The 14,638-nt window shown below is 30.9% G+C and carries 10 protein-coding genes; 5 read left to right on the forward strand and 5 right to left on the reverse strand.

Annotated elements, in window-relative coordinates; genetic code table 11:
- Positions 1-9: 9 nt before the first annotated feature.
- Positions 10-1,209: a glycoside hydrolase family 130 protein gene (locus tag AC27L2_RS05980; RefSeq protein ID WP_487210797.1), complete on the forward strand. Its 1,200-nt coding sequence runs from the start codon at positions 10-12 to the stop codon at positions 1,207-1,209.
- Between the two features lie 101 nt (positions 1,210-1,310).
- Here the strand turns inward: AC27L2_RS05980 and AC27L2_RS05985 are convergent, their stop codons facing one another.
- Positions 1,311-2,339 carry a PorV/PorQ family protein gene (locus tag AC27L2_RS05985; protein ID WP_487210798.1) on the reverse strand — a complete coding sequence of 343 codons (1,029 nt, stop codon included), beginning with the start codon at positions 2,337-2,339 and terminating at the stop codon, positions 1,311-1,313.
- 160 nt (positions 2,340-2,499) lie between these two features.
- Entirely contained in the window at positions 2,500-3,246 is a 747-nt protein-coding gene (gene gpmA / locus AC27L2_RS05990; protein WP_487210799.1) for a 2,3-diphosphoglycerate-dependent phosphoglycerate mutase, read from the reverse strand.
- A 122-nt stretch (positions 3,247-3,368) separates the two neighbouring features.
- Here gpmA and AC27L2_RS05995 point away from each other — a divergent pair, with 122 nt between their 5' ends.
- From AC27L2_RS05995 to AC27L2_RS06010, 4 genes are all read left to right on the forward strand, one after another.
- Positions 3,369-3,833, forward strand: coding sequence for a TPM domain-containing protein (locus AC27L2_RS05995; RefSeq protein WP_487210800.1), 465 nt, complete (start codon positions 3,369-3,371; stop codon positions 3,831-3,833).
- A gap of 57 nt (positions 3,834-3,890) precedes the next feature.
- Positions 3,891-4,838 carry an MBL fold metallo-hydrolase gene (locus AC27L2_RS06000; RefSeq protein WP_487210801.1) on the forward strand — a complete coding sequence of 316 codons (948 nt, stop codon included), beginning with the start codon at positions 3,891-3,893 and terminating at the stop codon, positions 4,836-4,838.
- 123 nt (positions 4,839-4,961) lie between these two features.
- Positions 4,962-5,798: a glycoside hydrolase family 16 protein gene (locus AC27L2_RS06005; RefSeq protein ID WP_487210802.1), complete on the forward strand. Its 837-nt coding sequence runs from the start codon at positions 4,962-4,964 to the stop codon at positions 5,796-5,798.
- Between the two features lie 5 nt (positions 5,799-5,803).
- The gene (locus AC27L2_RS06010; protein ID WP_487210803.1) at positions 5,804-7,714 is read left to right on the forward strand and encodes a CotH kinase family protein; all 1,911 of its coding nucleotides are present in this window, start codon (positions 5,804-5,806) and stop codon (positions 7,712-7,714) included.
- Between the two features lie 146 nt (positions 7,715-7,860).
- Here AC27L2_RS06010 and AC27L2_RS06015 read toward each other — a convergent pair whose 3' ends face one another.
- From AC27L2_RS06015 to AC27L2_RS06025, 3 genes are read right to left on the reverse strand one after another with little or no spacing between them, the layout of a single operon-like run.
- A complete protein-coding gene (locus AC27L2_RS06015; RefSeq protein WP_487210804.1) occupies positions 7,861-10,200 on the reverse strand; it encodes a spermine/spermidine synthase domain-containing protein in 2,340 nt (779 codons plus the stop codon).
- 58 nt (positions 10,201-10,258) lie between these two features.
- Positions 10,259-12,808, reverse strand: coding sequence for a glycoside hydrolase family 9 protein (locus tag AC27L2_RS06020; RefSeq protein WP_487210806.1), 2,550 nt, complete (start codon positions 12,806-12,808; stop codon positions 10,259-10,261).
- 52 nt (positions 12,809-12,860) lie between these two features.
- Positions 12,861-14,627: a peptidylprolyl isomerase gene (locus AC27L2_RS06025; protein WP_487210807.1), complete on the reverse strand. Its 1,767-nt coding sequence runs from the start codon at positions 14,625-14,627 to the stop codon at positions 12,861-12,863.
- Positions 14,628-14,638 lie beyond the last annotated feature (11 nt).

The following is a 14,638-nucleotide window of genomic DNA, read 5'->3' on the forward strand; positions in this document are numbered from 1 at the left end:
GAGAATTAAATGACAAAAAAGCAATTCAATGAAAGATTAAAAAAGTTATTCGAAGAACACAATAAATTAATAAAAAGAAAAAATGTAAGACTTACAAAAACAAATGGAATTTTTTATCGTTACAAATATCCAGTGCTTACAGCAGAACACACACCAATTTTTTGGCGCTACGATTTGAACTACGATACAAATCCTTATCTAATGGAAAGAATGGGAATTAATGCAACATTTAATTCTGGTGCTATGGAATTTAATGGCAGTATTGTTCTTGCTGTTCGTGTTGAAGGTGTTGATAGGAAATCTTTTTTTGCAATTGCAGAATCTCCAAATGGCATTGATAACTTTAAATTCTGGGATTTCCCAATTAATATTCCTGAGACAGATAATCCTGATACAAATGTTTACGATATGAGACTTGTTAAACATGAAGACGGTTGGATTTATGGAATTTTTTGCACTGAAAGAAAAGACCCTGATGCACCTCAAACAGATACTTCTGCTGCAGTTGCTCAAGCTGGAATTGTTCGAACAAAAGACTTAATAAATTGGGAAAGACTTCCAGACTTAAAAACAAAATCTCCACAACAAAGAAATGTTGTTCTTCATCCTGAATTTGTAAATGGCAAGTATGCATTTTACACACGTCCACAAGATGGATTTATTGAAACCGGCAGCGGCGGCGGTATTGGCTGGGGCTTATCAGATTCGATTGAAAATGCTGTAATTGAAGAAGAAATAATTGTAGATGAAAAAATTTATCACACAATTAAAGAAGTAAAAAATGGTTTGGGTCCTGCTCCAATTAAAACAGAAAAAGGCTGGCTACAATTAGCTCACGGTGTAAGAAATACTGCTGCGGGATTAAGATATGTTTTGTATATGTTTTTGACAGATTTAAACGAGCCATACAAAGTTATTGCTCGCCCAGGTGGTTATTTCCTTGCACCTGAAGGTGAGGAAAGAATTGGAGATGTATCCAATGTTGTATTCAGCAATGGTTGGGTTGCAAAGAAAAATGGAGAAGTTTTGATTTACTACGGCTCATCCGATACACGAATGCATGTGGCAGTTTCTACAGTAGATAAACTTTTAGATTATGTATTGAATACTCCAGAAGATGGTTTAAGAAGCGCTGTTTGTGTTCAACAAAGAATTGAATTAATTAAGAAAAATCTTGAAGTAATGAAAAAACTAAAAATCAAAAAATGATTTCCTTTCATGGTACCTCCTAAATCCGTGCTGCAAAAGTTTATATTGTAGCAGCACGGAATTTTTCTGCATAATCCTCTTTAAGATTTACAAAAGAAATTTTACTTCCCTTCTCTTAAAAATTCAGGTTCTTCGAGCGTGAGAATTAGTGAGATTCGATGAGTATCCGGCAATCTTTCTGATTCTGATTGTGTTATTCTTGCAAAAGAATAATCAATTGTAAGTTTGGGGAGATTGATTCCTGCACCAACTGTAAATTGTTTTATATCACTGTAACCTGCACGAACAGAGAAAATATTTTTATAATTATATTCAAGTCCTGAATGCAAATCGAAACTTACAGGACCAATATTAAAGTTCGATGCTGATTTTCTATTTTCAAATCTAATATCAAAATCAAAAGCTGGCAGTATTGTTCCACCAAAAATATTAATTGAGTAAGCTGCGCCTAATTTTAGAGTTGGAGTAATAAGTTCATTTCTTCCTGTATTCCAAGCTACTAATGTAGTTGTTATATCCTGAAAATTAAGACCGAGAAAAAGATTTTCGTAAGGTTTATATTGAGCTCCAATATCGAAGCCAATGCCTGCAGCACTATATTCTGCAATGTTTCTTTTTATAATTTTAACATTGGCTCCCCAGGAAAAATTATCTGAATTTCTTTTTGCAAATGTTAAGTAAAATGCCCAATCAGTATTGTTGAATTCAGTAATTTTTGAATAGTCAGGTCGGTCATCATGTATATCTAAGATTCCATCACCATTTACATCATTAATTGCATTGCGTGTATCGGGAATACCGTCAATGCTCAAACGAATAACACTTAATCCCAGACTCATGTCTTTTCCATAAGGAACTGCTACAGATGCATAATTATAATTAACGAGACTTCCGAAATGTTCTTCGTGCATTAAACTAATTTGAGGATAGTTAAGATGAGATAAACCAGCAGGATTCCAGTACCCGCTTGTTACATCACTTACAATTGCTACTTGCGAGCCTCCAAGTGCAAGTGCTCGAGCTCCAACACCTATTGATAGAAATTCTCCTCCATATTTGCCAATAACAGTTTGAGAATTTATCGAAATTGAAAAAAGGAGAAAGAACAAAAGAAAAATTATTTTTTTCATAATTATATCCTTCAACTATGAACCAGTAAAAATATTCTGTTTCTTTCTCCTAATTTTTATATAAGATTTTTTACTCAAAATGCTTTCTTTACGCTCTCTGCGGTTAATAAATATTGACACCGCAGAGAGAACGTTAATATTATCAATCAACTTTTTCAATCTATTTCTTTTCTGTTTGTTTGGCAACTGCGTTAATTGCAGCATTAATTGCTTCTTCGTCTCCAAGGTAATAATGCTTTATTGGCTTTAATTCATCGTCAAGTTCATAAACAAGAGGAATTCCAGTTGGAATATTTAATTCAACAATATCCTCATCAGAAATATTATCAAGATATTTAACAAGAGCACGAAGACTATTACCATGTGCAGCAATTATAACTTTTTTGCCGCTTTTGATTGTTGGAGCAATTGTTTCGTGCCAGTATGGTAAAAATCTTTCAACTGTAAGTTTTAAGCTTTCTGTCAATGGAATATCTTTTTTATCTAAATCTTTATAACGCGGGTCTTTACCTGGATATCTCTCATCATTTTCGTCAAGTGGTGGAGGAGGAACATCATAACTTCTTCTCCAAAGTTTCACTTTTTCCATACCATATTTTTCTGCTGTTTCTGCTTTGTTCAACCCTTGAAGTGCACCATAATGCCTTTCATTTAATCTCCATGATTTTATAACAGGAATCCACATCAAATCCATTTCTTCGAGAACTATATAAAGTGTTTTAATTGCTCTTTTTAAAACTGATGTGAAAGCAATATCAAAAGTATAACCTTCCTGTTTTAATACTTTACCTGCCTGGTGAGCTTCCTCAACTCCTTTTTCTGAAAGGTCAACATCAGTCCATCCAGTAAAGAGATTTAATTTGTTCCATTCACTTTCACCATGTCTAAGCAATACTACTTTATGCATTTTAATCCCCATAGTTTTGTTAAAAAATCAAAAGCAAATATATAAAAAATTCTCTTCCTTGCTGTTTTTTTTGATTACTTATTGACTTATCTTTATAATGAATTTAGAAATCGGATTTTAATATGAGTACGAAAAAAAGTTTAATTTATCATTTCTTTACTGATGATGACTTTTTAAGATTCTCAAAAAAAATAAAAGAGGCAGAGAAAAATACTTCCGGCGAAATTCGTGTTTGCATTAAAGAATACAGAAATTTATTTGAAAGAAAGAAAGAACTGCGGCAGCTTGCTGAAAAAGAATTTTATAAATTGAATATGCACAATACCAGAGATAAAACCGGAATTTTAATTTATCTTCTTCTTGGCGAAAGAAAATTTTACATTTTAGCCGATGAAGGAATTAATTCAAAAGTTGAACAAAATACCTGGGATAAACTCCGCGATGAAATTCAATCAAAATTTGTTGATGGAAAATTTTCAGAAGGAATTATTCATTGCATCGAACAAGTTGGAAAAATATTAAGCAAACATTTCCCAATAAAACCTGATGATACCAACGAGCTTTCAAACAAAATTGTAATTAGTTAATTGAATTTTTTGCAGTGATTTTATGTTAAGACTGTAGAAATTTTAGAAATCATTTCTATGAACATTTCAAGAAAAAAATTTATTAGGCAATTATCATTAATTATAAGCGGTTCATTTTTATTTACTCATTTTACAAGTTCAAAAACAAAAGCAAGTCCATATCTAAAACTTAATTACAAACCAGAACCTTCTTCATGGAGTAATGAAACAATAACTCTATCTTGGATTGGACATTCAACTGTATTAATAAATTTTTTTGGGAAATGGATTTTGACTGACCCTGTCTTGTTTGAACGAGTAGGAATTTATCTCCTGGGCACAAGCTATGGTCCATCAAGAATTACTCCTCCAGCATTAAATATTGATGAAATACCTCAGCCAGATATTATTCTGCTTTCACATGCACACATGGATCACATGGATTATCCAACATTAAAACACTTTGCAAAAAAGTATCCAAACAAAATTGATGTTATCACAGCATATCTCACAAAAGATGTAATTGAAGATTTGCCATGGCGTTCTTTAAATGTTCTTGATTGGAATGATGAAATTAATTTACAAGGAATTCGTTTTAAAGCACTTGAAGTAAAACATTTCGGCTGGAGATTTCCATGGGAAAAAGACCGCTCAAGAGGATTCTTTAAAGATGGAAGAAGTTTTAATGCATACATAATTGATTATCACAATAAAAAAATTTTGTTTGGAGGCGATACTGCTTACACCACAAAACTCAACAAAGCTAAAGAAGAAAATATTGATATAGCAATAATGCCAATTGGAGCTTATAATCCATGGCGCAGAAATCATTGCAATCCGGAAGAAGCATTAAAAATGGCTGCTAATATTAATGCAAAATATTTTATACCAATTCACACAAAGACATTTAAACAGGGCATTGAACCAATAAACGAACCAATTGAATGGCTTAGAAATTCAGCTCCGAACTATCCACTAATAATCGGGCTGGATGAAATTGGAAAAACTTTTCAGCTGCCAGCCTGATTTTATTTACATTAAAAAATCATTTATCACATCATCTCGAAAGCTCATCTTAAAAAATAACACTGACAATTTCGAAAAATAATTTTAACTTGCTGTTAAAGAATAAACTAAAGAAGGGAAACCATGAAAATCATTCTCCTTTACTTTGTTGCATTAAGTTTTTCATTAACATTCTGCAGCTGTAAATCTGGTGCGACTGAACCAGGCGACAAAGATTCAACTGCAATAGCTGGCTGGGAATTAGTTTGGTCTGATGAATTTAATTACGAGGGTTACCCAAATCCACAAAAATGGGGATACGATATTGGAGACAACGGTTGGGGCAATAATGAAAAACAATACTATTCAGCTCGATTGGAAAATGCTCGAGTAGAAAATGGTAAATTAATTATCGAAGCTCGAAGAGATAACTGGAATGGAAAAGAATACACTTCTGCAAGACTTGTAACAAGAGGCAAAGGGGACTGGACATACGGACGTTTTGAGATTCGTGCAAAACTTCCTAAAGGCAGAGGAACCTGGCCTGCAATCTGGATGCTTCCCACTGTTTGGAATCTTGGAAATGGAAGCTGGCCTGATAATGGTGAAATCGACATTATGGAACATGTAGGTTATGACCCCGGAGTTATTCATGGTTCAATTCACTGCAATAAATATTATTGGAGAATTGGAACTCAAAAAACTGCAACAATAAAAGTTCCTGATTGCACAGATACATTTCATAACTATGTTCTCGAATGGAATAAAGATGAAATAAAAATTTTTGTTGATGATAAACAATATTTCTCTTTTAAAAACGAAGGAAAGGGATGGGAATACTGGCCCTTCTTCAAAGATTTTCATTTGATACTGAATATTGCGATAGGCGGTGATTGGGGAGGTGCTCAGGGCATTGATAATTCGATATTCCCTCAAAAAATGGAAATCGAATATGTAAGAGTTTACAAAAAAGTTGAATAAAATTTATGAATAACATTAAATTCATTTTTCTATGCTTCCTAATTTTCTCAACTTTTGTTTTTCCTCAAACCAAGCTCACTTCTTCTTATTTGCCTATAATTGTTATTGATACAGAAGGAAAAACAATTGTTGATGAACCCAAAATTGATGCTCACATGGGAATAATTTACAATGGTGAAGGAAAAGTTAATAACATAACCGACCCTTTCAATGCTTACAATGGAAGAATTGGAATTGAAATCAGAGGTCAAAGTTCACAACAGTTCGATAAAAAACAATATGGAATTGAAACCCGTGATTCACTTGGAAATGAAATTGATGTTTCATTGCTTGGTTTGCCAAAAGAAAGCGACTGGGTTTTAAATGCTTCTTACATAGATAAATCTCTTTTAAGAAATGTCTTGGCATTTAAGATTTTCAACGATATGGGAAGATATTCATCGCGCACAAAATTTTGTGAACTAATTATTAATGGCGAATACAGAGGAATTTACATACTTCAAGAAAAAATTAAGAGAGATAAAAACAGAGTAAACATTTCAAAACTGGAATCAACTGATACTGATGAAAACATAATTACCGGAGGATACATTATAAAAATAGATAAAATTGACCCTGGTGATAAAACTTGGACTTCCCCTTATCCTCCATTCCAAGGTGCAGTTCAGAAAATTGTTTATATCTATGAATATCCTGATGCTGAGAAAATTAATTCTGCTCAAGCTGAATACATTAAAAACTATGTTACAAATTTTGAAAAGATAATGAATACAACTAACTACAACGACCCTTTTTATGGATATTTGAATTATATCGACTTAGATTCATTTGTAGATATGTTTTTAATCTTTGAACTATCAAAAAATGTTGATGCTTACAGATTAAGCACTTTCTTTTACAAAGACAGAAATAAAAAACTTTGTGCAGGTCCAATCTGGGATTTTGATTTAACATTCGGGCTTCCAGATTATTACGAAGGTTGGCGCACTGATGGCTGGCAGTATAAGGTTCCACTTTATAACGACTTTTGGCAAATTCCTTTCTGGGTCTCCAAACTTTATAACGACCCAATCTTCAAAAATAAATTTGCTAAAAGATGGAACGAACTTAAAAATAATATCCTTAGTTACGAAACAATCTCAAAATTTATAGATGACTGCATAAGTAAAATTTCTGAAGCAAGAACAAGAAACTTTGAAAAATGGAATCAGTGTTTCGACGGCAAAACTTACATCTGGCCCAACAAAAATTATTTCAAATCTTATGAGGATGAAATTAATTATCTCAAAAACTGGATTAAACAAAGATTAGAATGGCTGAATAAAAATATTTCAACTGACTATTCTTACATCGATTGGCTTGAAAAAAATGAAAAGATTACAGTAAGATACAACGGAACTTCTACAGAAAATATTTTTTATGTTAATGATTTTATTACCTCACTTCATAATATTGATTCTGTAACTCTTGTTTCAAACAATTCCAATATTAAAATAAAATTAACAGATGATAAATTATTTGCCTACGTAAATAGTCCCGAAGAATTTACTGTTTATGGTTTGGGCTGGAAAAATAATCAGGTGGTTTCAATATCTCCTAAATATATTTTTAGTTCTTTATCAAGTAATGTTGAAGATGAATCTATAAGAAAGAATGATTTTATTCTTTATCAGAATTTTCCAAATCCATTTAATCCAGTAACAACAATTAGTTTTGAGCTGCAATCTAAAAGCTGGATTATGTTAAATGTCTATGATATTCTTGGAAATAAAGTTGCAACATTGGTGAATGGAGAAAAGCCAGCAGGCAGACACGAAGTAAAATTTAATGGCAGTAACTTAGCAAGCGGAGTTTATGTATATAAACTTATTGGTGCAAATGGAAATCTTTCCCGAAAGATGATGTTGATGAAATAAAAATTCGACTTGTTAAAAAGTTCTGAGATTATCAAAAAAATTTTGATTTATTTCAAAAATAATTGATTGCAGCAGATCTCATAAAAGAAAAATGATTTTTAATTGCATTCAATCAATTCAAAAGAAATTAATTTATTATTCCAATTTCAAAGCAATAAAACTCTTTTTGAATTAATTAACAAAGCAAACAAGAAATAAAACAAAAGACCAATAACAAAAGAGTATGTAAAACCAGTTAACATTGACAATGAATATGCTGTTACAGAACCAAGAACTGATGTTGATGCATTAATTCCATACATCCATGGAATATAATTATCAAGTTTATTTTCCTTTAATAAACTTATGAGTGTTGGAAACAGAAAACCAAGCAAAATACCTAAAGGCATTATTAACAAAATCATTATAGCAATTACAAAATATTGATTAAATAATAATAAGTATCTGAACAAAAACTGTCCAAAGAAGAAAACAATAAAACCATAAAGAATTATTAAGGCGCAAATAATTTTTAGTGTTTGATAATTTTCTATTTTTATAATTCTTTCTCTCATTCCGCTTCCAAGACCCATTCCTGTAAGTAAAGCAAACAACAAAATTGAAAGTGAAATAGTAGGCGAACCCACATATAAAATTAATTTTTGAAAGAGAGAAATTTCTATAATCATAAAACCGATTCCAATCAAAATAAACAACAACAATATTTTTCTAAGTCTTTTAATTTTTATAAAATTCTTTTCACGGTTGAAAGATTTTAAAGCTGCAAGAATGAGTAAAATATTTATTGTTAAGATGCTGATTAAAAGCCACTTAATTTCATCTGGTAATAACTTTGAAATTTTGTAAAAAAATGGTTTGTCATCTGCAACTGGACTAATATCAAACGGATGATTTTCAATATAACTTTTCAAATCAATTTTATTATTAGAAAGATTGACTAATAAGTCATTGATAAATGAACCGCTTACATTAAAATCTTCATCATAAGGTAAAAATGTAACCTGCGGAAAAATCTTGGGAAGATTTTTCAATTTGCTTTTTAATTCATTAATCTCGTTTACAGTAAAGGGCAATTTTTTAATCACAATTGTTGGAGCATATTCATCTTCCAGAATAATAAAGTGTTTGACAGCATCAACATTTGAAATTCCAATTTCTTCAAATGTTTTTACTGCAGTAACGATTAATCTCAGCAGTTCCCATTTGTTATGGAGTGTTAAAATTAACATTCCTTCGTTTGTTAAAACATTCATGTAATCAGATAATGCTTCGGAGGTAAGCAAATAATTTTCGCTCATTGCCAGAGCATCTATATTTTGAAGTTGTTCTGTTGAAGGCAATGCAATCAAAATTATGTCAAATTTTTTATTTGATTGCTTAACATAATGTCTTCCTTCCCTTACAATAATTTTCACATTTGAAAATTTATTGTATATGCCGCCATTAAATTTACTGTGACTTTTAACTATATCAACAAAATCAGGATTGATTTCAACTCCCGTTATCTGTTTAATTCCAGAGAGCAAGCTTATCAATACTTCTTTTCCTCCGCCAGGACCAATTATCAATATCGAATCTTTTTGATTTTCAGATAAAAATAAAAATGGAATAGTAGTTGAATGGCCAAGCAAAAGTCTTAATGTTGTTTTATCTGGATTTTTTATATCTCCATTAAAATGATACATCTGTGTTCCTGCAGCTCCATCAATAAACAACTGTCTTACAACATTTTGATGACTATATTGAACGAGGTCTGCTCTTCCATAAATGCTCCATCGGCTGTCTATAATATTTGCCTGAACATTTAAATCGGGATAGACATAATAAAAATCTTTCTCAGGAAAATTACCGATTGGCACTTTACCTAAAAATTCATTTTTCCCATTTATAAATAAAATTATGAAAGCAAAGAGTGGAATGATTAACAACCCTCTGTTCTTTTTATTATTATACTTCAATAAAAATGAAAAAAATAATATTAAGGTAGAAAGGAAAAAAATACTGTTTGGTGCACCAAAAAATTTAATTAGAAAAATTGGAATAAAAGCCCCAAAGGCAGCGCCAATTAAATCGGCAGCATATAATTTGGAAATTATTTCAGAATAGTATTCGAAAAAAACAGAATATATAATTCCCGCCAAGAAAAATGGAACAATTAACAATATGAAAAAAACAAAATGATTTGTAATTGAAAATAAGATAACTAAAACAATAAAGCCTGTTAATGAAAATGCATAGAAGAGTAATAATCTAAAAACAATTTCATTCAGATTGTTTTTGTCTTTAATTTTGATTTTATAAAAAGAATAAATACCGCCGCAACCTAATCCCAGTATAGCAAAAGATAAGATGATAAATGCATAGTTATAAACAAAAATTACCGAAGAAATTCTTGTTGATATAATTTCAAAAGCAACAATAGAAACAGAAACAACAAATAAAGAAAGATAAACTAATTTATAATTAAGATTCTTTATTGACTGCAAAATAAATCCCGCTCAATCATTTAAGAATATACAAAGTTATTAAAAGCAAATTAAATAATTAATTTGAATTAACAATTTCATTGACAGCATTAGCCAGAAAAATATATGAGGCAGCAATGCTAATCGTATATTCATTTTCTCCCCAGAAGAAGGGCCAATCTTCTTTATTTTCAGGAAAATCTGGTTTGAAAATCAATAATCCCGGAACAACTCCTCCAGCTATAAAAGAGAAATCTGCTCTGTTGCTTCCATAAGCAATTTTTTTGGAATGAACGCCTACACCAGAAACAAAAGAAATATTTGAATATGGATGACATCCAAAAATGTAATTTAATCCTTTTAAAACATATTCACGGTCAATTAATTCAGGATAAGATTTATATAAGAAGTAATTAGTTGTTGCCCAATTAATAATAATATGATTTGCACCCCAGCCCCTTGTCTCCAGAGGAACTCCATATGGATTTGCTCTATCCAAAGCTTCGAGTGTTCTTTTATATTTTTCTACAAAAGGCATTAATTTATTTTTAAAGTCAACATCCATGCTTTGAAGTGCTCTTGCAGCAACAGACATATTCCATACAATTGTTGTATCATTAAGGCTATGCCACAATTTTTTCATAAAATAATTTTTATAAGTTGTATCGCCTGTTGATTTATATAATTCTAACGCTGCAAGCAAATCTGTATTCTGTCTGAAAAATTCATCCTGTCTTTGAAATTTGTTAAGTGAATCAGATTGTTCGAACTGCCATGCTTTGATTGCATATTTTAATGCTTCATCGGCAAGTTCTTTATTATAATCTTTAAGAGCACGATAAGCAGCTGCAAGAGATGCTGCAGAATAATAATTCAACCAGGGCATTCTGATTGTGAAAACCCATCTGTCATCCATAGTCCCGCTTGAATGTTCATCTCTCTCATAAGGTTTTAATGAAGGATTGTAAGGTAAATTATCAGTAATTGTAGATGCATCGCCAAGATGATGATATTGATGCAAATTACCCACAATTATTCCTCTAACTGCATGACCAACATTTTTTTGTTGTGCAACTAATTGTAAAGTGCCGTGTTCTATCTGCTGCAATAAATCGGGAATACCATCAGGTCTTCGAATATCAACATATTTCGTTTTTCTATCGATAAAAGTTTGGTCGTAAGTTAACCTAAAAGATTCCCATGTATCAACAAGACTAAGAACAACACTGCAATGGGATCGGGTTTCAATATCAAAATCTCCGGCATCAAACCAGCCACCAACCGCCATACCTGGAATTCTTTCAAATGGTTTATATTTTGTATAAGTAGTTGAATCCATATTGTAAAGGTCAAAATGAATATGATTTGTAGGAGCTTGAAGTGCATCATCCTGATAAGGTAGTCCATGCCAAACTCGATAAGCTTCGTTAACAAACATGTGGTCCATTTGCACAGAGAAAAATTGGCAAAGTGTTAAATGCCATACATCTTTGTAAACTCTAGGATTAATCGAAAATGGTTTTGTAAGCTGGTCTCCATATTTTATAACATATAAGCCAGTATCACGAATGTTACTAAAATCAAATATTCCATATTGATAACGAAGGAACTTGCCCCATTGCTTTACAGATTTATTGAGTATTTCAACTAATTGTCCTGATGGCAATAGTTTATAAAGTGCAGCAGAATTCAGAAATTTATCATTCTTATCAAGTTCAATTATTGCATATTTTTTTTGAGAAGGATGATACCCAACTTGAGAGTAAGTTATGTTTGGTTTACGAATCCAGTTTTTAATTGTAGATGCTTTTATATTCCATTCAATTACTTTGCCTTTTGTATTTGATGGAATTAAACTTCTTACAACGAACCAACCATTTTGAGCAATGTTACGTCCATCAAACAACATTAAGTTGCCAAGCAACGAGTTAATTTGGATTCGACGTTCTGGGTCTTCTGGTGCAAGAACAATTTTAGATCCTTCAGCAATTGGCAATGGCTCAACAAATTCATTTCTGCCTCTGTCATCAAAAGTTCTGTGTCCTCCAAATTGTGGAATCTTTTCAGTCAATGGTTTTACTTCTACTGGTCCAGATGGATATAACGGAAAAATTCCCGTTCTATTATCAATCATATAAGTCTTTTCGAAATAAGCGGAAGGGAGAAATTCAAGATTAAATCCTGCATGACCCTCAAGTTCTTTCGGAAGAGGTTTATCAAGAAAAACACTAATGTTTAATCCATCATTTGTCCCTTTAACTAAAATTTTCGAGTCAAAATTATAATCTTTATATCTTAGAGTAACTTCAATGCTGTTGTTTTTCTTGTCAACTTTTCTTTCTTGAACCATAGGAACTAAATCCCATTGCTCAGGTGTATGTCTTAATCTAACTCCGCCTCCTGTAGCTGTGCGGACTCCATGATGGATAAATTCAATTCCTGCAGTTTTCTCATCAAAGAAAAATCCTGTGTATTGATTGCTGAAAACAAAAACATCAAAACCTCTTGATTCAAAATAATCCAAATTGTTAAGGGTCAACTTTTGTGAAAATATTTTTGAAGAAAGCACAACAATTAGAATAAATGTTAATGCAGCAAAAAATAGAGATTTAACATTAGTGTTTTTCATGTTTGGCACCTTTTGAGAATTTGTTTTCAAATTTAGTTTTTCATTTATAAAATTAATTTAATACTATCCCCAGCGATAATAATTTTTCTTTCAAAACATTATCATAAATTTTTACACCATATTTATCTTTCAACTGCTTAATTAATTCTTCTGATTTTTGTTCTTTATGATAATTTATAAAGTCGTTTTTTATTTTATCTTTCACATCATCATAGGTTAATTGTTTTTCATCTCTTTTGTAGACGCATTTAATCAATGCATACTTTTTTTCATTTTCATTTTCTTGATATTCGATTGGACCAATTATTTCATCCTGATTCATGTTAAATGCAATTTTGCCAAGCACAGGTTTCTCTTTTGAATTATCAGAAATTATTTCACCTGTTTTTTTACGAATAAATCTTTTAACAAAAACTATTTTATCTAACTTTTCAAAAGGCACACCATTTTTATAATCTTCTTTCATTCTATTTATTGCCGAAGTATCATTTGCAACCACAAGATAGATATTAACTTTTGCTAAGTGATAATAAAGAGAATCTTTATTGCTTTCATAAAATTTTTTCAATGTATTCTCGTCTGGTTCTGGAATTTGTTTATCAATTACTTCTTTATCATAAAGTTTTACAATTTCATTTACCATAAAATTACTTTTCAGATATGGATTCAAAACTTTTTTCTCGAGTCCAAGTTGACGAGCTTTTTTAGCAACGGCTTCTATTTTTAATGCTTCTATAATAAAATTTTTCACATCCTGTTCTTTTATGATTGATGAGCGTCCCATTATTAAAACATCATCTAAGATTTGTAAAAACTTTTTCAAATCAACTTTGGATTTGGGAGAAGTTAAAATTGTAAAATTCTTTTTCTTAGAAATTGCAGAATTAATTGTGTCCTTGTATGCACCCTCGTAAAAGTGGGGAGTTTTAGACCACGCAACAATATTTTCGACTGCAGTTTCGTTCCATTTAATTTTGTCTTCATCAATTAATTTTTTTTGTTCTTCTTCAAAATCTTTAATGCTCATATACGAAAAAGCATCTCTTAAAGCAGAGCGTATTTCATATTCTACATTTTCGATTGGTTCAACTTCTACTTTTTTTACTTCATCAATTTTAATTATATAAAATGCTTGTGGTGTTTCAATTATTCTGATTGAACCTTCAGGTAGATGAAAAACAATATTATTTATTTCTGACATCAAACTTTTTTTCCAATCAATTGGAGCTGCAATGCCGCCATTTTTGCTTGATAGTTCATCATCAGAATATGTTTCTGCAAGTTTTCCAAAATCTTCACCTTCCTCAATTTTCTTTTTCAGCATATAAGCTAAATTTCTTAAAGAATCAATTAATAGCTGCGGCATATTGTAAGTTTTATTAAGAAGTATTGTCCTGTAATTAACTATTCTATCCATCATGCCATAAACTTTTTTAACAGCAGAATCTGTAACATACTTATTTGCATATTTTAGTTCGTAATATTCATTATATAATTCTTCGTTAATTGCACGATTAATATTCTTTATAAGTTTTTTATCTTTATGAAGGTTTCTTTCAAAAAAATCAAATACTTTTAATCGGTTGTTAATAATACGATTGAGTGCAGGAATATAACCTTTTGATTTTTCATTCAAGAAAATTTTATTATAGAAATTTTCAAGAACATAATTATGAAGGTCTGAAAAAGTGATTGAAAAATTTTCTCCAACTTTTGCCACAATGCTGTTTGTATCTTTTACTTGAGCAGTTAATTTTAGTGACAAAAAGAATATTACAATTAATATTTCGACACTTCTTAAAAAATTAGATTTATTCATTAGAATGCTCA

This window comes from Rosettibacter sp. KY25, assembly GCF_057554405.1.

Coding starts and splice junctions, on each gene's coding strand:
- AC27L2_RS06025 (WP_487210807.1), bottom strand. CDS start 14,627: ATGAATAAATCTAATTTTTTAAGAAGTGTCGAAATATTAATTGTAATA.
- gpmA (WP_487210799.1), bottom strand. CDS start 3,246: ATGCATAAAGTAGTATTGCTTAGACATGGTGAAAGTGAATGGAACAAA.
- AC27L2_RS06005 (WP_487210802.1), top strand. CDS start 4,962: ATGAAAATCATTCTCCTTTACTTTGTTGCATTAAGTTTTTCATTAACA.
- AC27L2_RS06010 (WP_487210803.1), top strand. CDS start 5,804: ATGAATAACATTAAATTCATTTTTCTATGCTTCCTAATTTTCTCAACT.
- AC27L2_RS06000 (WP_487210801.1), top strand. CDS start 3,891: ATGAACATTTCAAGAAAAAAATTTATTAGGCAATTATCATTAATTATA.
- AC27L2_RS05985 (WP_487210798.1), bottom strand. CDS start 2,339: ATGAAAAAAATAATTTTTCTTTTGTTCTTTCTCCTTTTTTCAATTTCG.
- AC27L2_RS05980 (WP_487210797.1), top strand. CDS start 10: ATGACAAAAAAGCAATTCAATGAAAGATTAAAAAAGTTATTCGAAGAA.
- AC27L2_RS06020 (WP_487210806.1), bottom strand. CDS start 12,808: ATGAAAAACACTAATGTTAAATCTCTATTTTTTGCTGCATTAACATTT.
- AC27L2_RS05995 (WP_487210800.1), top strand. CDS start 3,369: ATGAGTACGAAAAAAAGTTTAATTTATCATTTCTTTACTGATGATGAC.